Raw genomic sequence first — 17,957 nt, 5'->3', positions numbered from 1 at the left:
TAGGCCCGGTAAGCGCTAGCGCCACCGGGCTTTTTAACATTACTGCTGCTGCGAAGACTGAATCGCGGTCAGAGCGATGGTGTAGACGATATCGTCAACCAGCGCGCCACGGGACAGGTCGTTCACAGGTTTGCGCATACCCTGCAGCATTGGCCCGATGGAGATCAGGTCTGCAGAACGCTGTACCGCTTTGTAGGTGGTGTTACCGGTGTTCAGATCCGGGAAGATGAACACGGTAGCGCGACCTGCAACCGGCGAGTTCGGCGCTTTGGATTTCGCAACGTCAGCCATTACCGCAGCATCGTACTGCAGCGGGCCGTCGATCATCAGGTCAGGACGTTTTTCCTGCGCCAGACGGGTCGCTTCACGCACTTTCTCTACGTCGCTACCTGCACCAGAAGTACCGGTAGAGTAAGAGAGCATCGCTACGCGCGGTTCGATACCGAAGGCAATCGCAGAGTCCGCGGACTGGATAGCGATTTCGGCCAGCTGTTCTGCGGTTGGATCCGGGTTGATCGCGCAGTCGCCGTAAACGTAAACCTGTTCAGGCAGCAGCATGAAGAACACGGAAGAAACCAGAGAGCTGCCCGGTGCAGTTTTGATCAGCTGCAGCGGTGGACGGATGGTGTTCGCCGTGGTGTGAACCGCACCGGAAACCAGACCGTCAACTTCGTCCTGCTCCAGCATCAGCGTACCCAGCACTACGTTGTCTTCCAGCTGTTCGCGCGCAACGGCTTCGGTCATGCCCTTGCTCTTACGCAGCTCAACCAGACGGGCAACGTAGCTTTCGCGAACCACTTCAGGGTCAACGATTTCGATGCCAGCGCCCAGCTCAACGCCCTGAGACGCCGCAACGCGGGTGATCTCATCCGGGTTACCCAGCAGCACGCAGGTCGCGATGCCGCGCTCTGCACAGATAGCAGCCGCTTTAACGGTACGTGGTTCGTCGCCTTCTGGCAGAACAACGCGTTTGCCCGCTTTACGCGCCAGCTCGGTCAGCTGGTAACGGAATGCTGGAGGAGACAGGCGGCGGCTGCGCTCGGAGGTCGCCGTCAGGGATTCGATCCAGTCTGCGTTGATGTAGCCCGCAACGTATTCCTGAACTTTCTCGATACGCTCGTGGTCATCAACCGGTACTTCCAGGTTGAAGCTCTGCAGGCTCAGGGAGGTCTGCCAGGTGTTGGTGTTCACCATGAAGACCGGCAGGCCCGTCGCAAATGCGCGTTCGCACAGCTTGCTGACGCGTGGATCCATCTCGTAGGCACCGGTCAGCAGGATCGCACCGATTTCCACACCGTTCATCGCGGCCAGGCAGGCTGCTACCAGCACGTCAGGACGGTCTGCTGAGGTCACCAGCAGGGAACCTGCGCGGAAGTGTTCCAGCATGTGCGGAATGCTGCGCGCACAGAAGGTCACGGACTTCACGCGGCGGGTGTTGATGTCGCCTTCGTTAACCACGGTAGCGTTCAGGTGACGCGCCATATCGATTGCACGGGTGGCAATCAGATCGAAGCTCCATGGCACCGCGCCCAGTACTGGCAGCGGGCTGGATTCCTGCAGCTTAGCCGGGTCAACTTTGACAACTTTTGCTTTGGAAGAGTCGTCGAAGATCTCGGACAGGTCAGGGCGAGTACGGCCCTGCTCATCCACCGGTGCGTTCAGTTTGTTCACGATCACGCCGGTGATGCTGGTGTTTTTAGCGCCGCCGAAGCTGCTGCGCGTCAGTTCGATACGCTCGTTCAGCTGCTCTGGGGTGTCGGTGCCCTGAGACATCACGAAAACGATCTCTGCGTTCAGGGTTTTCGCGATTTCAAAGTTCAGAGACTGGGCAAACTGGTGTTTGCGCGTTGGGACCAGGCCTTCAACCAGCACCACTTCCGCGTCTTGCGCGTTAGCATGGTAGTTAGCGATGATCTCTTCCATCAGCACGTCTTTCTGGTTGCTGGACAGCAGAGATTCAACGTGGCTCATCTTCAGCGGTTCAGCCGCTGGCAGATTGGAATTCTTGCGAACGATGGTGGTGGTCTGGTCTGGTGCATCGCCACCGGCACGTGGCTGGGCGATTGGCTTAAAGACGCTCAGACGAACGCCTTTGCGTTCCATAGCACGGATAACGCCAAGGCTGACGCTGGTCAGGCCGACGCTGGTTCCGGTAGGGATCAGCATAATAGTACGGGACACGGTTTATCCTCTTTCGTTACCGCCGCGATTGGGCGGGTTACAAAACAGCACCGCCAGCATTGCTGGCGGTGTGGAATCAGGCAGTCAGGCGGTGCGCGTCTTGCGCAATGACCAGTTCTTCGTTAGTTGGGATAACGAGAGCAGGGCGGGTGCCTTCTTTGTTGATGAAGCCAGACTTGCCGAAGCGGGCAGCCAGGTTACGCTCGTGATCAACGTCGAAGCCCAGAACGCCCAGTTTGCCCAGGGACAGTTCACGAACCATTGCCGCGTTCTCACCGATACCACCGGTGAAGATAACCGCGTCCAGACGGCCTTCCATCAGCGCAGTGTAAGAGCCGATGTACTTCGCCAGACGGTGGCAGTAAACGTCCATTGCACGTTTAGCGTCTTCTTTGTCTGCGTAGTTGTCTTCAACGTAACGGCAGTCGCTGGTGACTTCGGTCAGACCCAGCAGGCCAGACTCTTTGGTCAGCATTTTGTTGATCTGGTCAACGCTCATGCCCAGGGTGTCGTGCAGGTGGAAGATAATCGCCGGGTCGATGTCACCGGAACGGGTCCCCATCACCAGACCTTCCAGCGGGGTCAGACCCATGGAAGTATCAACACATTTACCGTTGCGGATAGCGGAAACAGAACCACCGTTGCCCAGGTGGCAGGTGATGATGTTCAGTTCTTCAACCGGCTTGTTCAGGACTTTTGCGGCTTCCTGAGTCACATAGAAGTGGCTGGTGCCGTGTGCGCCGTAACGACGTACGCCGTGTTCTTTGTACAGGCTGTATGGCAGGGCATAGAGGTAAGACTCTTCCGGCATGGTCTGATGGAACGCGGTGTCGAATACGGCCACGTTTTTGTCTTTCAGATTCGGGAAGGATTTCAGCGCTTCAGCGATACCGATCAGGTGAGCCGGGTTGTGCAGCGGTGCGAAGGACGCAGAGTCTTTGATACCCTGAATCACAGATTCGTCGATGACGACGGAGCTGGTGTATTTTTCGCCGCCGTGGACGATACGGTGACCAATCGCAGTCAGCTGAGCAGACAGTTCTGGTTTTTGTGCCAGAATAGTGTTAACGATAAAGTTCAGCGCTTCACTGTGAGCGGCGCCTGCACCTAAAGCCGCTTCTTGTTTGCTGCCGTCCATCTTCCACTTGATACGTGCTTCAGGCAGATGGAAACATTCGGCCAAACCAGAGAGGTATTCGTCACCGTTGAGCGCATCGATGATGGCGAATTTCAGTGAGGAGCTACCGCAGTTCAGAACCAGTACTAACTTACTCGACATGGAAGTACCTATTATTGATACGTGGCTAAAAAAACGTCAGTGAGTCTAACAGCGTAACGCATGATGACTCAGACATTTATGATTAACATCATGCCAAACGAACATTGTGGCATGATGGAAGAAATAACTATGATTTTATGCCATTTTGCACAATTTTCAGCCAATGGCATAATATGCAATAATTTGACGAGTTAATGATTCTCGTCTATGGCCCTATCAGGCTGGCACAGGATACCCGATACGGGGTAGATATGACAAAATATTTTGAACGTTGTCATAGCTTGTTGTGGTTTTGCACGAAAATTTTAATTTTTATATGTGAAGTTGAGGTACAGCCATGTCGACACCAGAGAACCCGTCCGTAAATTTCTTTAGTCTGTTTCGTCGGGGACAGCATTACGCAAAGACGTGGCCGATGGAAAAGCGCCTTGCGCCTATGTTCATTGAGAATCGCACCATTCGCGCCACGCGCTATGCGATTCGTTTTATGCCGCCTGTCGCTGTCTTTACGCTGTGCTGGCAGATTGCGTTGGGCGGGCAGCTTGGTCCTGCGGTCGCGACGGCGCTCTTCGCGTTAAGCCTGCCGATGCAGGGCCTGTGGTGGTTAGGTAAACGGTCCATCACCCCGCTTCCCCCTTCTATTTTACACTGGTTTTATGAAGTGCGCGGAAAACTGGAGGAGGCCGGACAGGCGCTCGCCCCGGTTGAAGGCAAGCCGGATTACCAGGCGCTGGCGGATACGTTAAAGCGTGCTTTTAAGCAACTGGATAAAACATTCCTCGATGACTTGTGATTGATCATCGAAACGACGACGAAAAGAAGGCACAGTAACAATCAGTTACCGTGTCTTTTTTTTTAAAGTGCAATGCGCTACAGGAGTCGAAAGATGGAAATGACCCATGCTCAACGTCTGATTTTGTCTAACCAGTACAAGATGATGACTATGCTTGATCCCGATAACGCTGCGCGCTACAGCCGCCTGCAAACCATCGTCGAACGCGGTTTTGGTTTGCAAATGCGCGAACTGGACCGTGAGTTTGGCGAGCTGAAAGAAGAAACCTGTCGCATCGTGATCGACATTATGGAGATGTATCACGCCCTGCACGTGTCCTGGACGAATCTCAAAGATCAGCAGTCCATTGACGAGCGCCGCGTGACCTTCTTAGGCTTTGATGCCGCAACGGAAGCGCGTTATCTGAGCTATGTTCGCTTTATGGTGAATACAGAAGGGCGTTATACCCACTTTGATGCGGGCACCCACGGCTTCAACGCGCAGACCCCAATGTGGGAGAAATATCAGCGTATGCTGAGCGCGTGGCACGCCTGTCCGCGTCAGTACCATTTAAGCAGCAACGAAATTCAACAAATCATTAATGCCTGACGGAGGTGCGTGTGCAGTGTAGAGGTTTTCTGTTTGATCTGGACGGTACGCTGGTGGATTCGCTGCCGGTTGTGGAGCGTTCATGGTGCCATTGGGCTGACCGACATGGCATCGACCATCAGGACGTGCTGAATTTTATCCATGGCAAACAGGCCATCACTTCGCTACGGCACTTCCTGGCCGGACGCTCTGAGGACGAAATTCAGGCGGAGTTCAAATACCTGGAACACATTGAAGCCACGGATACGGACGGCATTACAGCGTTACCGGGCGCGCGCGAGCTGCTTGAGCATCTGAACGAAGCGCAGATCCCGTGGGCTATCGTCACCTCAGGCTCCATTCCCGTCGCCCACGCCCGTCATAAGGCGGCAGGTTTACCGAAGCCAGAAGTGTTTATCACTGCGGAGCGCGTTAAGCGTGGCAAACCCGAACCCGATGCATTTTTACTGGGTGCTGAACTGCTGGGCCTCGCCCCCGCTGAGTGTGTGGTAGTAGAAGATGCTGCGGCTGGCGTACTGGCCGGGCTGAACGCCGGAAGCCACGTTATCGCGGTGAATGTTCCGGCGGGATCTCCCCGCCTGGAAGAGGCAGACTTTGTGCTGGATTCACTGACGGCGCTGGCTGTTTCGAAAGCCTCTGACAAGGTTGTAACCGTCTCGCTAAAAATGTAATCACATGATATAGCCCCACATTGCTGGGGCTTTTTTATGGCACAATTCCTCATCTCCCACTGACAAGGACATGTTGTGAACGGTGAACTGATTTGGGTCCTGAGCCTGCTTTTAATCGCCATCCTTCTTTTTGCAACGGGCAAGGTACGCATGGACGCCGTCGCCTTGTTTGTCATCGTCGCATTTGTGCTGAGCGGTACGCTCACGCTGCCGGAAGCCTTCTCCGGATTTAGCGATCCCAACGTTATCCTCATTGCCGCCCTGTTTATTATCGGGGATGGGCTGGTGCGCACCGGCGTGGCAACCATCATGGGATCGTGGCTGGTGAAGGTGGCGGGCAGCAGCGAAACCAAAATGCTGATCTACCTGATGGTGACCGTCGCCGGGCTGGGGGCGTTTATGAGCTCAACGGGCGTGGTCGCCATCTTTATCCCGGTGGTGCTGAGCGTCTCCATGCGGATGCAGATCTCGCCGTCGCGCCTGATGATGCCCCTGAGTTTTGCCGGTTTGATCAGCGGAATGATGACGCTGGTAGCGACGCCGCCGAACCTGGTCGTCAACAGCGAGCTGATCCGGGAAGGATTCCAGGGCTTCAGTTTTTTCAGCGTCACTCCGCTTGGGCTGGTCATTCTGGTGCTGGGTGTGGTCTACATGCTGCTGACCCGGTTTGCCCTGAAAGGTGAAAAACAGGATAAAAATAAAGAAGGGTGGAAGCGACGCACCTTCCGCGATCTGATTAAAGAGTACCGTCTCACCGGGCGGGCGCGCCGTCTGGCTATTCGCCCCGGCTCGCCGATGGTGGGACAGCGCCTTGACGACCTGAAGCTGCGCGAGCGCTATGGCGCAAACGTGATTGGCGTTGAGCGCTGGCGTCGTTTTCGCCGGGTGATCGTCAACGTCAACGGGGTGTCGGAATTCCGCGCGCGGGACGTCCTGCTGATTGATATGTCCACCGCGGACGTGGATCTGCGCGAGTTTTGCAGCGAGCAGTTGCTGGAACCGATGGTGCTGCGCGGGGAGTATTTCTCCGATCAGGCGCTGGATGTCGGCATGGCTGAAGTATCGCTGATCCCGGAATCGGAACTGTTGGGTAAAACCGTGCGGGAAATGGGGTTCCGAACCCGCTATGGCCTGAATGTCGTGGGGCTGAAGCGCGATGGCGTAGCGATGGAAGGGGCGGTGGTGGATGAGCCGATCCTGCTGGGCGATATCTTCCTGGTTGTCGGTAACTGGAAGCTGATTAGCCAGCTCGGGCAAAAAGGGCGCGATTTTGTGGTGCTCAACATGCCTGTCGAGGAGAGCGACGCCTCCCCGGCGCACAGCCAGGCGCCCCACGCGATTTTTTGTCTGGTGCTGATGGTGGCGCTGATGCTGACCGACGAAATCCCCAATCCGGTCGCGGCAATTATCGCCTGCCTGTTGATGGGCAAATTCCGCTGCATTGACGCCGAAAGCGCGTATAAAGCGATTCACTGGCCAAGCATTATTCTCATCGTCGGGATGATGCCCTTCGCGCTGGCGCTGCAAAAGACCGGCGGGGTGGATCTGATCGTTAAAGGCTTAATGGACGTTGGCGGCGGGTATGGGCCGTACATGATGCTGGTCTGTCTGTTTATCATGTGCGCCACCATCGGTCTGTTTATCTCCAACACCGCGACGGCGGTACTGATGGCGCCGATTGCGCTGGCGATGGCCAAATCCATGGGCGTGTCGCCGTATCCCTTTGCGATGATGGTCGCAATGGCGGCCTCCGCGGCGTTTATGACGCCAGTTTCTTCACCGGTGAATACGCTGGTGCTGGGGCCCGGGAATTACAGGTTCAGTGATTTCGTGAAGCTGGGCGTGCCGTTCACCGTGCTGGTGATGCTGGTATGCGTGGTGTTGATACCGGTCCTGTTCCCGTTCTGAGCATTTTGCCGGGTGGCGGCTGCGCCTTACCCGGCCTACAAACTAAAAATTACAACGGTGAATCCTGGCTAATCTCATCCAGCGAAAGATGGAAGCTCGGCACAAACACCTGCATAAAGTAATCCATCTCGTCACTGCGGCGGGAGTCCAGCGTTTTTTCCAGACGCGTTTTCGCCAGTAAAAATTCGTTATTCCCCGCAGACAGCTCTTCCAGGCACTTCAAGTAGGCGCAGAGCGCGTCGGCCTGTTTGACCAGCGACTTTTCATCTTCCGTGTACTGATGCTCATCGATGAGCGGCTCAAAGATGTCGCGCAACTCTTCCGGCACCATGTCAATCAGCTTCTGCTGGGCAATCTTCTCGATGGCCTTGTATTCCTGCGCAATCTGCGAGTTGAAGTATTTCACCGGCGTAGGCAGGTCGCCGGTCAGCACTTCTGACGCATCGTGGTACATCGCCAGCAGAGCAATGCGCTCTGGATTGACCTGACCGTTGAATTTGCGGTTTTTAATGGCGGCCAGCGCGTGAGCGACCATCGCAACCTGCAGGCTGTGCTCTGAGACATTTTCCGTGCGGACATTGCGCATCAGCGGCCAGCGGTTGATGAGTTTCAGGCGGGAGAGGTGGGCAAAGAAATGACTCTGACTCATAGGTTACCTTTTGTCTTTACTGCGACAGGCGTTCATTGTGCGGGGAGGGGAGGGAAGATGCAAATCTGAAGGTGTTGTAGATACTGTTATGCCACGCAAGCATTTTCCTGATGTAATGTGGCATCGAACGGGCGTCCTGATTTCAGGACGCCATACGCCACCTGCGCCAGCTTGCGCATCATCGCTCCGATTATCAGCTTCGCTCCCTTGCCGTTCTTTTCCAGACGCGTCCTGAACGCTTTTCCCCACTCCGTTTTGTACAGCGCCACCATCGCGGGCATATACAGCGCCCTGCGAAGCGAGACATGGCCAGCCTTACTCATCCTGCTTGCCCTGTGTACGCTGCTGCCGGATTCATGCTGCCGCGGTGTCAGTCCTGCGAAAGCCGCGAACTGCCGCGCCTGACCGAACCTGTCCTTCAGCCCCACATACGCCAGCAGCACCGCGGATGTCTTTTCACCGATACCCGGTATGCTGTCCAGCAGTTTTCGCCGGTGCTTCAGGTCCGGGTCGTCATCCGTCAGGTCCTTTATCTGTTTCTCCAGCCGCTTCAGCTCCGCTTCCAGCCACAGAAGGTGCGCATCGATGCTCGGCATCTGCACCTCCCGCGCCGTCTCACGACGGTTCAGCTCCTGCGTGTGCATGTCTGTCAGGGACTGGTGACGCAGCACCAGCGCCCGCAACGCGCGCTCCAGCGGATGAGGTGCCTCCCAGGCTACCGGACGCTTCTGCCGGCAGAACTCTGCCAGCATACGGGCATCAACGGCATCGGTTTTACTGCGCAGGCCTTCACTCTGCGCAAAGGCTTTACCAAGAGCCGGGTTGATGATGGATACGGTGAAACCGGCATCGCTGAGGGATGCTGCTGCGTCTTCCATATAGGTGCTGGTCGCTTCCATGCAGATATGTGCCTGAGCCACATTATGGCTGCGGAGCCAGCTGAGCAGCTCCTCGTGACCTTTAGGTGTGTTAGTAAATTTTTTGCTGCGGTGACGGCCATCAGGTCGCAACACATCGACATCCAGCTTAGCTTTGGAGACATCGATACCAATAAAGTGAAGTTCCTGTTCCATAGTGAAACCAACCTTGTGAATGCGGATTACCGGGAAAACCGGTCCATGATACTGTCCGGTTTGTCACTTGTGGAGAAGGTGCAGTCCACTGCAGGGATCTACAACACAGGCTCGTGGCCTAAGGCCGGGTACGGCATGTGGACTGCATGGCAGAAAGAACAGGCCGGTTCTTTCTGCACGGAAGGATAATACAAGGCCGGGTAAGCGCAGCGCCACCCGGCAGAAAGCCAGCGTTACTGATGATAACCGGACAGGAAGCGCCCGAAGCGGCTGATGGCCATTTCGAGGTCATCTTCGCGCGGTAGCGTCACGATACGCACGTGATCCGGCCACGGCCAGTTAAACGCCGTACCCTGAACCAGCAGCACTTTTTCCTGCAGCAGGAAATCGAGCACCATTTTCTGGTCGTCGTGAATATTAAAGCGCTTCGCGTCAATTTTCGGGAACATATAGAGCGCGCCATTCGGCTTCACGCAGGAGACGCCCGGAATATCGTTGATCAGCTCCCATGCGCGGTTGCGCTGTTCGTACAGGCGACCACCGGGAACGATGAACTCGCTAATGCTCTGATAGCCACCCAGCGCCGTCTGGATCGCGTGCTGCGCCGGAACGTTGGCACACAAACGCATTGAGGCCAGCATCTCCAGCCCTTCAATATAGCCTTTGGCGTGCTTTTTCGGACCGTTTAATACCATCCAGCCCTGGCGGAAACCGGCGACGCGGTAGGTTTTAGACAGGCCGTTAAAGGTGACGGTCAGCAGATCCGGGGCCAGCGCAGCGATTGAGTGGTGCTGTGCCGCGTCGTACAGGATCTTGTCGTAGATTTCGTCGGCAAAGATGATCAGGTTGTGCTGGCGGGCGAGCTCGACGATCTCCATCAGCAGCTCTTTTGAGTATACCGCGCCCGTTGGGTTGTTCGGGTTAATGATCACGATGCCGCGCGTGCGAGGCGTAATTTTCGCGCGAATATCATCGAGGTCCGGGAACCAGTCAGAGGACTCGTCGCACAGATAGTGCACGGCCTTACCGCTGGAAAGAGATACGGCAGCCGTCCACAGCGGATAATCCGGCGCGGGTACCAGCATTTCGTCCCCGCTGTTCAGCAGCGCCTGCATCGCCTGCACAATCAGTTCGGAGACACCGTTGCCGATATAAATATCTTCAACGGTAACATCACGCATACCGCGTGCCTGGTAGTGCTGCATGATGGCTTTACGTGCGGAGTAAAGTCCTTTTGAATCACAATAGCCTTGTGCAGTAGGAAGGTTGCGGATCACATCAACCAGAATTTCATCCGGCGCTTCAAAACCAAATGGCGCAGGGTTACCAATGTTGAGTTTCAGAACCTTGTTGCCTTCTTCTTCAAGGCGTTTTGCCTCTTTCAGAACCGGGCCGCGGATGTCATAACAGACGTTATCTAGCTTGCTGGATTTTTCGATAGGGGACATGAACCTTTAACCTTTTCGCTATTATTGCCACTCCCTGCCGTGGAAGTCAGCACGGAATAATGTACTCCCCCCGCGCTTCGTTTTGAAGGGTGTGCAGTAGAAGATTTTGTGCCGGGAGCAAAATTTTGATAAATCTTTTTCGCTATGTGTGTGCTTTCATACTGACTTAAAGTTGTGCGCACAGTGTCATATTAGGTTAAATGTGCTATTCATTTGTCAAAATTGTGTATATTGTGCTGGTAAAAATAGGTGGGAAGCAGGACAAAGGTGGCAATCACCCAGAGTGACATTTCGTTAAACCTGAATGCTTGATACATGTTCCTGTAATAGCATGCTGTGGCTAAAAGTTACTCATGTGAAATTAATGTTAAGTGCCATTAATGAATGGTCTTAATCTAAATTAAAATTTATTTATTATTAACCTAAAAAATGCAACTTTAGTTAATTCTAATAAAATTAGTTTAGAAGCTTAACATTCTTCTTTAATCCTCAATATTGCAATAAGACTTATAAATAAAGTGGATTTGGGTTAAGATGTCTTTCAGGAAAGCAGAGGGCAGATGCAGGCATTTTGTATATCTGACACTGCTTTTCCGAATTAATTGATTGTTATTGTTGGAGTTATCTCTGGCTGGAATGTGTCGAACATCTCCTGCTACGTTGACAGCGCTGCGATAAAGATGGCAGAAAAGGTGTTACACCTTTAATGTAATTTACATAAACCTGCGAACATCTAAATATCCTGAACGTTTAAGAGAATAAAAATAACGTCATGAAACGTGCTTTCTGACTGTTGATAAAAAGCAGCACAATAACTATCTGTCAGGCAGTCTGCCGGGCCGGGATGCGAGGGAAAATCTTCAGAGGGAATTGCTTAACTGTACACACACAGCTTCAACCCGGGCAGCTCCGCACGAGCAACCTGAAAGTGAATAGATATGATAAATGCAAATCGTCCGATAATGAATCTCGACCTCGATCTGCTGAGAACGTTTGTTGCGGTCGCCGATCTCAACACTTTTGCAGCTGCTGCTGCCGCCGTTTGCCGAACTCAGTCTGCCGTCAGCCAGCAAATGCAGCGGCTGGAGCAACTGGTTGGTAAAGAGCTTTTTGCGCGTCATGGGCGTAATAAGCTCTTAACGGAACACGGTATTCAGCTTCTGGGTTATGCCAGGAAAATTCTTCGCTTTAATGATGAAGCATGTATGTCATTAATGTTTAGCAACCTTCAAGGGGTGCTAACGTTAGGCGCATCTGATGAGTCAGCGGATACTATATTACCGTTTCTTCTCAATCGAATTAGTTCGGTTTATCCGAAGCTTGCGCTGGACGTTAGCGTAAAGCGTAATGCCTTTATGGTTGAGATGTTAAATGAGAATAAAGTCGATCTGGTGGTGACGACGCATCGTCCCGGGCAGTTTGATTGCCTGACGCTGCGCACATCGCCTACGCACTGGTATTGTGCAGCCGAATACGTGCTGCAAAAAGGCGAGCCGGTTCCACTGGTCTTACTGGATGATCCGAGCCCGTTCCGCGACATGGTGCTCACGGCGCTGAATGAGGCCAACATTCCGTGGCGTCTGGCGTATGTGGCTTCCACGCTGCCAGCGGTCCGTGCCGCCGTGAAGGCCGGTCTGGGTGTAACGGCCCGTCCGGTAGAGATGATGAGCCCCGATCTGCGCGTTCTGGGGAAATCCGATGGTCTTCCTGCGCTGCCGGATACGGAGTATCTGCTCTGCCACAATTCGTCAAGCCATAACGAGTTGGCCAAAGTGGTGTTCGAGGCAATGGAAAACTACCATAACCCATGGCAGTTCGAACGCATTACCTCCGAAGGGGGGGACGACTCCCTGATCGTTGAAGGGGATTTTGAGTGACCGATAGCTCAAAATTCTGGTAACAAAATGTAAGTGTAAAAAAAAGCCACTCGTGTGATTTTCACATGCAGTGGCTTTTTTTTAGCAATAATACCCGCTTATGGCGTATGGATTTCCAGGGTATTTTATATTTATCAGTGGGTTATATTGAGTTGCTTAAAACTTGTCCGTTTTCCGTTCTACCTTCATCCACATCCCTCTCATGTTAAAAAAACAGGAAATATGTTGCCGTTTTCCAGGTTGAATTAACAAAAGCGTGTCTCAGATCAAGAAAATACTCCTATTTGGGGGGAGGAATCGTTGGCAAATCCTGTCAAAATAGGAGGGTTATTTTTTTTACTTCCGAAACGGACACGATTCAACAACATACATTTGACGGAAAGTCATGCACCCACCAGGGTTAAAGGGCACCAAATGTTAATGAGAATCGCTCGATGTAATTTAATGTGAAGAAACCTTTGTTAAAGTTGACAATAGGTTATAGAAAGGAGTAAAAAACCCCATCATTTTGCTGTCTACGTCTCATTTCAGACAGTTAGTGTAAGGTTATTTGTTCCTCCCCATGAATCGATGTGATGCCCATCTGCCAGCAAGAGCAGTGTCGTTGGTATCACTTTTGATGAGTAAGCAATGAGTATGTCAACATCCACAGAAGTCATCGCTCATCACTGGGCATTCGCAATCTTTCTTATTGTAGCCATTGGCCTGTGCTGCCTGATGTTAGTCGGCGGCTGGTTCCTGGGCGGTCGCGCCCGTGCAAGGCACAAAAACACACCTTTCGAATCCGGTATTGATTCAGTAGGTTCCGCTCGCTTACGCCTGTCTGCCAAGTTCTATCTGGTAGCCATGTTCTTCGTCATCTTCGACGTGGAAGCGCTTTACCTTTTCGCATGGTCAACGTCCATCCGCGAAAGTGGTTGGGTGGGCTTTGTCGAGGCCGCAATTTTCATTTTAGTGCTACTGGCCGGTCTGGTTTATCTGGTGCGTATTGGCGCGCTTGACTGGACGCCTGCGCGTTCACGTCGTGAACACATCAACCCGGAAAACAGTATCTCTAATCGTCAGCAGTAACAGCGAGGCAATAAGATGGATTATACGCTCACCCGCATAGATCCTAACGGTGAGAATGACCGTTACCCCCTGCAAAAACAGGAGATCGTAACCGACCCCCTGGAGCAAGAAGTCAATAAAAGCGTGTACATGGGCAAGCTCGAGCATGCCATGCACGATATGGTCAACTGGGGTCGTAAGAACTCCATCTGGCCGTACAACTTTGGCCTTTCTTGCTGCTACGTTGAAATGGTGACGTCATTCACTGCGGTGCATGACGTTGCGCGTTTTGGGGCAGAGGTATTGCGTGCTTCCCCACGTCAGGCTGACCTGATGGTGGTAGCCGGTACGTGCTTTACCAAGATGGCACCTGTTATTCAGCGTCTTTATGACCAGATGCTGGAGCCTAAATGGGTTATCTCCATGGGCGCATGTGCAAACTCTGGCGGTATGTACGACATTTATTCCGTCGTGCAGGGCGTAGATAAGTTTATTCCAGTGGATGTGTACATCCCGGGTTGTCCGCCACGTCCGGAAGCTTACATGCAGGCGCTGATGCTGCTGCAGGAGTCTATCGGTAAAGAACGTCGCCCACTGTCGTGGGTTGTTGGCGATCAGGGTGTGTATCGCGCGAACATGCAGTCTGAGCGCGAGCGTAAACGTGGTGAACGTATTGCTGTCACCAATCTGCGTACGCCTGACGAAATTTAATTTGCGCCTGTAGGCCTGGAGAACACCTTCGCATATCACTACTCAAATAGCGCGAAGCCAGGCTCAACAGTCACCACGGACCATTTGCAATGGTGAACAATATGACCGACTTAACCGCGCAAGAAGCCGCCTGGCAGACAAGGGATCATCTGGATGACCCCGTCATTGGCGAACTGCGCAACCGTTTTGGGCCGGATGCCTTTACTGTTCAGGCTACCCGCACCGGGGTACCCGTTGTTTGGGTGAAGCGTGAGCAATTGCTGGAAGTTGTCGATTTCCTCAAGAAATTGCCAAAACCGTACGTCATGCTGTTTGACTTACACGGCATGGATGAACGTCTTCGTACCCACCGCCAGGGTCTCCCTGCTGCGGATTTTTCCGTTTTCTACCACCTGATCTCAATAGACCGTAATACGGATATCATGCTCAAGGTGGCATTGTCTGAAAACGACATGCATCTGCCGACGATCACCAAACTTTTCCCGAACGCCAACTGGTACGAGCGTGAAACCTGGGAAATGTTCGGCATGACCTTCGACGGCCACCCGCACCTGACGCGCATCATGATGCCGCAGACGTGGACCGGCCACCCGCTGCGTAAAGACTACCCGGCACGTGCAACCGAATTCGATCCGTTTGAGCTGACCAAAGCCAAGCAGGATCTGGAGATGGAAGCGCTGACCTTCAAGCCGGAAGACTGGGGCATGAAGCGCGGTACCGAAAACGAGGACTTCATGTTCCTCAACCTCGGTCCAAACCACCCGTCTGCGCACGGTGCATTCCGTATTATTCTTCAGCTTGACGGCGAAGAGATTGTCGACTGCGTGCCTGACATCGGCTACCACCACCGTGGTGCTGAGAAGATGGGTGAGCGTCAGTCCTGGCACAGCTACATTCCGTATACCGACCGTATCGAGTACCTCGGCGGCTGCGTCAACGAGATGCCATACGTGCTGGCCGTTGAGAAACTGGCGGGAATCGTTACGCCGGATCGCGTTAACGTGATTCGCGTCATGCTGTCAGAACTGTTCCGTATCAACAGCCACCTGCTGTACATCTCCACGTTCATTCAGGACGTCGGCGCGATGACCCCGGTCTTCTTCGCCTTTACCGACCGTCAGAAAATCTACGATCTGGTGGAAGCGATTACCGGTTTCCGTATGCACCCGGCCTGGTTCCGTATCGGCGGTGTGGCACACGATCTGCCGCGCGGCTGGGACCGTCTGCTGCGTGAATTCCTCGACTGGATGCCAAAACGTCTGGCGTCTTACGAGAAAGCCGCGCTGCGTAACACCATTCTGAAAGGCCGTTCCCAGGGCGTTGCTGCCTACGGCGCGAAAGAAGCGCTGGAGTGGGGGACGACCGGTGCAGGTCTGCGTGCGACCGGTATTGATTTCGACGTGCGTAAAGCCCGTCCTTACTCTGGCTACGAGAATTTCGACTTTGAAATCCCGGTGGGCGGCGGTGTCTCCGACTGCTACACCCGTGTGATGCTGAAAGTAGAAGAGCTGCGCCAGAGTCTGCGCATCCTTGAGCAGTGCCTCAACAACATGCCGGAAGGCCCGTTCAAGGCGGATCACCCGCTGACGACGCCGCCACCGAAAGAGCGCACGCTGCAACATATCGAAACCCTGATCACCCACTTCCTGCAGGTTTCCTGGGGTCCGGTCATGCCGGCGCAAGAATCCTTCCAGATGATTGAAGCGACCAAGGGTATTAACAGTTACTACCTGACCAGTGACGGCAGCACCATGAGCTACCGTACCCGCGTGCGTACGCCGAGCTTTGCGCACCTGCAGCAGATCCCGTCCGCCATCCGCGGCAGTCTGGTCTCCGACCTGATTGTGTATCTGGGTAGTATCGATTTTGTTATGTCAGATGTGGACCGCTAATTATGCACGAGAATCAACAACCACAAACCGAGGCTTTTGAGCTGAGTGAAGCAGAACGTGCCGCCATTGAGCATGAGATGCACCACTACGAAGACCCGCGTGCGGCGTCCATTGAAGCGCTGAAAATCGTACAGAAACAGCGTGGTTGGGTGCCGGATGGGGCGATCTATGAGATCGCGAAAGTGCTGGGTATTCCGGCAAGCGACGTAGAAGGCGTAGCCACGTTCTACAGCCAGATCTTCCGTCAGCCGGTTGGCCGCCATGTGATCCGCTACTGTGACAGCGTTGTCTGCCACATCACCGGTTATCAGGGCATTCAGGCTGCGATTGAGAAGAAGCTCAATATCAAGCCGGGCCAGACCACGTTCGATGGACGCTTTACTCTGCTGCCAACCTGCTGCCTGGGTAACTGCGACAAGGGGCCGACCATGATGATTGATGAGGACACTCACAGCCATCTGACGCCGGAAGCGATTCCTGACCTGCTGGAGCAGTACAAATGAAAACTGTAATTCGTACTGCTGAGACGCATCCGCTGACCTGGCGTCTGCGCGATGACAAACAGCCGGTATGGCTCGACGAATACCAGAGCAAAAACGGCTATGCCGGTGCGCGTAAAGCTCTCGGCGGCATGGCGCCGGATGACATCGTTAATGCGGTGAAAGAATCCGGCCTGAAAGGGCGCGGCGGTGCGGGCTTCTCCACCGGTCTGAAGTGGAGCCTGATGCCGAAAGACGAATCCATGAACATCCGTTACCTGCTGTGTAACGCCGATGAAATGGAGCCGGGCACCTATAAAGACCGCCTGCTGATGGAACAGCTGCCGCACCTGCTGGTGGAAGGCATGCTGATCTCCGCGTTTGCGCTGAAAGCGTACCGTGGCTACATCTTCCTGCGCGGTGAGTACATCGAAGCGGCGGAAAACCTGCGTCGCGCGATTGCCGAAGCTACCGAAGCGGGACTGCTGGGCAAAAACATCCTGGGTACCGGGTTTGACTTCGAACTGTTCGTGCACACCGGTGCAGGGCGTTATATCTGCGGTGAAGAAACCGCGCTGATTAACTCCCTGGAAGGCCGCCGCGCGAACCCGCGTTCCAAGCCACCGTTCCCGGCAAGCTCCGGCGTATGGGGTAAACCGACCTGCGTAAACAACGTTGAAACCCTGTGTAACGTTCCGGCTATCCTCGCCAACGGCGTGGAGTGGTATCAGGGCATCTCCTCGAGCAAAGATGCCGGTACCAAGCTGATGGGCTTCTCTGGTCGCGTTAAAAATCCTGGCGTCTGGGAACTGCCGTTCGGTACCACCGCACGTGAAATTCTTGAAGACTACGCGGGCGGCATGCGCGATGGCCTGAAATTCAAAGCCTGGCAGCCGGGTGGGGCAGGGACAGACTTCCTGACCGAAGCCCACCTTGACCTGCCGATGGAATTCGAAAGCATTGGTAAAGCAGGCAGCCGTCTGGGTACGGCGCTGGCTATGGCCGTCGACCACGAGATCGGCATGGTCTCGCTGGTGCGTAACCTGGAAGAGTTCTTCGCCCGCGAGTCCTGCGGCTGGTGTACACCGTGCCGTGATGGTCTGCCGTGGAGCGTGAAGATCCTGCGTGCAATCGAACGTGGCGAAGGCCAGCCTGGGGATATCGAGACGCTTGAGCAACTGTGTCGATTCTTAGGCCCGGGTAAAACCTTCTGTGCCCACGCACCGGGTGCCGTCGAACCTCTGCAGAGCGCGATCAAATATTTCCGCGACGAGTTCGAAGCAGGCATCAAGCAGCCGTTCAGCAATACCCATGCGATTAATGGGATTCAGCCGAACCTGCTTAAAGCGCGCTGGTAA

15 protein-coding genes are annotated in these 17,957 nt (G+C 54.1%); 10 read left to right on the top strand and 5 right to left on the bottom strand.

Features of this window, described 5'->3' with window-relative positions; genetic code table 11:
* Nucleotides 1–39 precede the first annotated feature (39 nt).
* A complete protein-coding gene (pta, locus tag V1566_RS18915; protein WP_395304316.1) occupies nt 40–2,181 on the bottom strand; it encodes a phosphate acetyltransferase in 2,142 nt (713 codons plus the stop codon).
* A gap of 76 nt (nt 2,182–2,257) precedes the next feature.
* Nucleotides 2,258–3,460, bottom strand: coding sequence for an acetate kinase (ackA, locus tag V1566_RS18910; RefSeq protein ID WP_395304315.1), 1,203 nt, complete (start codon nt 3,458–3,460; stop codon nt 2,258–2,260).
* Between the two features lie 337 nt (nt 3,461–3,797).
* Between ackA and yfbV the strand changes: the two genes are divergently transcribed.
* From yfbV to V1566_RS18890, 4 genes are all read left to right on the top strand, one after another.
* Nucleotides 3,798–4,253, top strand: coding sequence for a terminus macrodomain insulation protein YfbV (gene yfbV / locus V1566_RS18905; protein ID WP_023312543.1), 456 nt, complete (start codon nt 3,798–3,800; stop codon nt 4,251–4,253).
* 93 nt (nt 4,254–4,346) lie between these two features.
* Nucleotides 4,347–4,841 (top strand): YfbU family protein, encoded by a 495-nt coding sequence (locus V1566_RS18900; protein WP_023312542.1) that lies wholly within the window; start codon nt 4,347–4,349, stop codon nt 4,839–4,841.
* A gap of 11 nt (nt 4,842–4,852) precedes the next feature.
* A complete protein-coding gene (locus tag V1566_RS18895; RefSeq protein WP_395304314.1) occupies nt 4,853–5,512 on the top strand; it encodes a sugar phosphatase in 660 nt (219 codons plus the stop codon).
* Between the two features lie 75 nt (nt 5,513–5,587).
* Nucleotides 5,588–7,420, top strand: a complete 1,833-nt coding sequence (locus V1566_RS18890; RefSeq protein ID WP_063145417.1) for an SLC13 family permease — start codon at nt 5,588–5,590, stop codon at nt 7,418–7,420.
* Between the two features lie 49 nt (nt 7,421–7,469).
* Here V1566_RS18890 and yfbR read toward each other — a convergent pair whose 3' ends face one another.
* The 3 genes from yfbR to alaA form a co-directional block, all read right to left on the bottom strand.
* On the bottom strand, nt 7,470–8,069 hold the full coding sequence (gene yfbR / locus V1566_RS18885; RefSeq protein ID WP_395304313.1) for a 5'-deoxynucleotidase: 600 nt from the start codon (nt 8,067–8,069) through the stop codon (nt 7,470–7,472).
* An 86-nt stretch (nt 8,070–8,155) separates the two neighbouring features.
* The gene (locus tag V1566_RS18880; protein ID WP_395303481.1) at nt 8,156–9,142 is read right to left on the bottom strand and encodes an IS110 family transposase; all 987 of its coding nucleotides are present in this window, start codon (nt 9,140–9,142) and stop codon (nt 8,156–8,158) included.
* A gap of 233 nt (nt 9,143–9,375) precedes the next feature.
* Nucleotides 9,376–10,590: an alanine transaminase AlaA gene (alaA, locus tag V1566_RS18875; RefSeq protein WP_008500204.1), complete on the bottom strand. Its 1,215-nt coding sequence runs from the start codon at nt 10,588–10,590 to the stop codon at nt 9,376–9,378.
* Nucleotides 10,591–11,528: 938 nt separating this feature from the next.
* Between alaA and lrhA the strand changes: the two genes are divergently transcribed.
* The 6 genes from lrhA (at nt 11,529) to nuoF (ending at nt 17,957) form a co-directional block, all read left to right on the top strand.
* Nucleotides 11,529–12,467, top strand: coding sequence for a transcriptional regulator LrhA (gene lrhA / locus V1566_RS18870; protein WP_395304312.1), 939 nt, complete (start codon nt 11,529–11,531; stop codon nt 12,465–12,467).
* A 630-nt stretch (nt 12,468–13,097) separates the two neighbouring features.
* A complete protein-coding gene (gene nuoA, locus V1566_RS18865) occupies nt 13,098–13,538 on the top strand; it encodes an NADH-quinone oxidoreductase subunit NuoA (protein WP_014171000.1) in 441 nt (146 codons plus the stop codon).
* Nucleotides 13,539–13,553: 15 nt separating this feature from the next.
* Nucleotides 13,554–14,228 (top strand): NADH-quinone oxidoreductase subunit NuoB, encoded by a 675-nt coding sequence (nuoB, locus tag V1566_RS18860; protein ID WP_003861482.1) that lies wholly within the window; start codon nt 13,554–13,556, stop codon nt 14,226–14,228.
* Nucleotides 14,229–14,317: 89 nt separating this feature from the next.
* The gene (gene nuoC / locus V1566_RS18855) at nt 14,318–16,120 is read left to right on the top strand and encodes an NADH-quinone oxidoreductase subunit C/D (protein ID WP_395304311.1); all 1,803 of its coding nucleotides are present in this window, start codon (nt 14,318–14,320) and stop codon (nt 16,118–16,120) included.
* A gap of 2 nt (nt 16,121–16,122) precedes the next feature.
* Entirely contained in the window at nt 16,123–16,623 is a 501-nt protein-coding gene (nuoE, locus tag V1566_RS18850; protein WP_006176513.1) for an NADH-quinone oxidoreductase subunit NuoE, read from the top strand.
* Entirely contained in the window at nt 16,620–17,957 is a 1,338-nt protein-coding gene (gene nuoF, locus V1566_RS18845; RefSeq protein ID WP_008500209.1) for an NADH-quinone oxidoreductase subunit NuoF, read from the top strand. The genes nuoE and nuoF overlap by 4 nt, the downstream gene beginning before the upstream one ends.

The sequence above is a fragment of the Enterobacter sp. ECC-019 genome, assembly GCF_043974075.1.
Classification (GTDB): domain Bacteria; phylum Pseudomonadota; class Gammaproteobacteria; order Enterobacterales; family Enterobacteriaceae; genus Enterobacter; species Enterobacter asburiae_D.
This window is presented reverse-complemented; position numbering and strand designations above follow the sequence as displayed.

Excerpts from the sequence above, each read along its gene's own strand:
- ackA (WP_395304315.1), bottom strand. The coding sequence starts at position 3,460 with ATGTCGAGTAAGTTAGTACTGGTTCTGAACTGCGGTAGCTCCTCACTG.
- yfbV (WP_023312543.1), top strand. The coding sequence starts at position 3,798 with ATGTCGACACCAGAGAACCCGTCCGTAAATTTCTTTAGTCTGTTTCGT.
- V1566_RS18900 (WP_023312542.1), top strand. The coding sequence starts at position 4,347 with ATGGAAATGACCCATGCTCAACGTCTGATTTTGTCTAACCAGTACAAG.
- yfbR (WP_395304313.1), bottom strand. The coding sequence starts at position 8,069 with ATGAGTCAGAGTCATTTCTTTGCCCACCTCTCCCGCCTGAAACTCATC.
- V1566_RS18880 (WP_395303481.1), bottom strand. The coding sequence starts at position 9,142 with ATGGAACAGGAACTTCACTTTATTGGTATCGATGTCTCCAAAGCTAAG.
- alaA (WP_008500204.1), bottom strand. The coding sequence starts at position 10,590 with ATGTCCCCTATCGAAAAATCCAGCAAGCTAGATAACGTCTGTTATGAC.
- lrhA (WP_395304312.1), top strand. The coding sequence starts at position 11,529 with ATGATAAATGCAAATCGTCCGATAATGAATCTCGACCTCGATCTGCTG.
- nuoA (WP_014171000.1), top strand. The coding sequence starts at position 13,098 with ATGAGTATGTCAACATCCACAGAAGTCATCGCTCATCACTGGGCATTC.
- nuoB (WP_003861482.1), top strand. The coding sequence starts at position 13,554 with ATGGATTATACGCTCACCCGCATAGATCCTAACGGTGAGAATGACCGT.
- nuoC (WP_395304311.1), top strand. The coding sequence starts at position 14,318 with ATGGTGAACAATATGACCGACTTAACCGCGCAAGAAGCCGCCTGGCAG.
- nuoE (WP_006176513.1), top strand. The coding sequence starts at position 16,123 with ATGCACGAGAATCAACAACCACAAACCGAGGCTTTTGAGCTGAGTGAA.
- nuoF (WP_008500209.1), top strand. The coding sequence starts at position 16,620 with ATGAAAACTGTAATTCGTACTGCTGAGACGCATCCGCTGACCTGGCGT.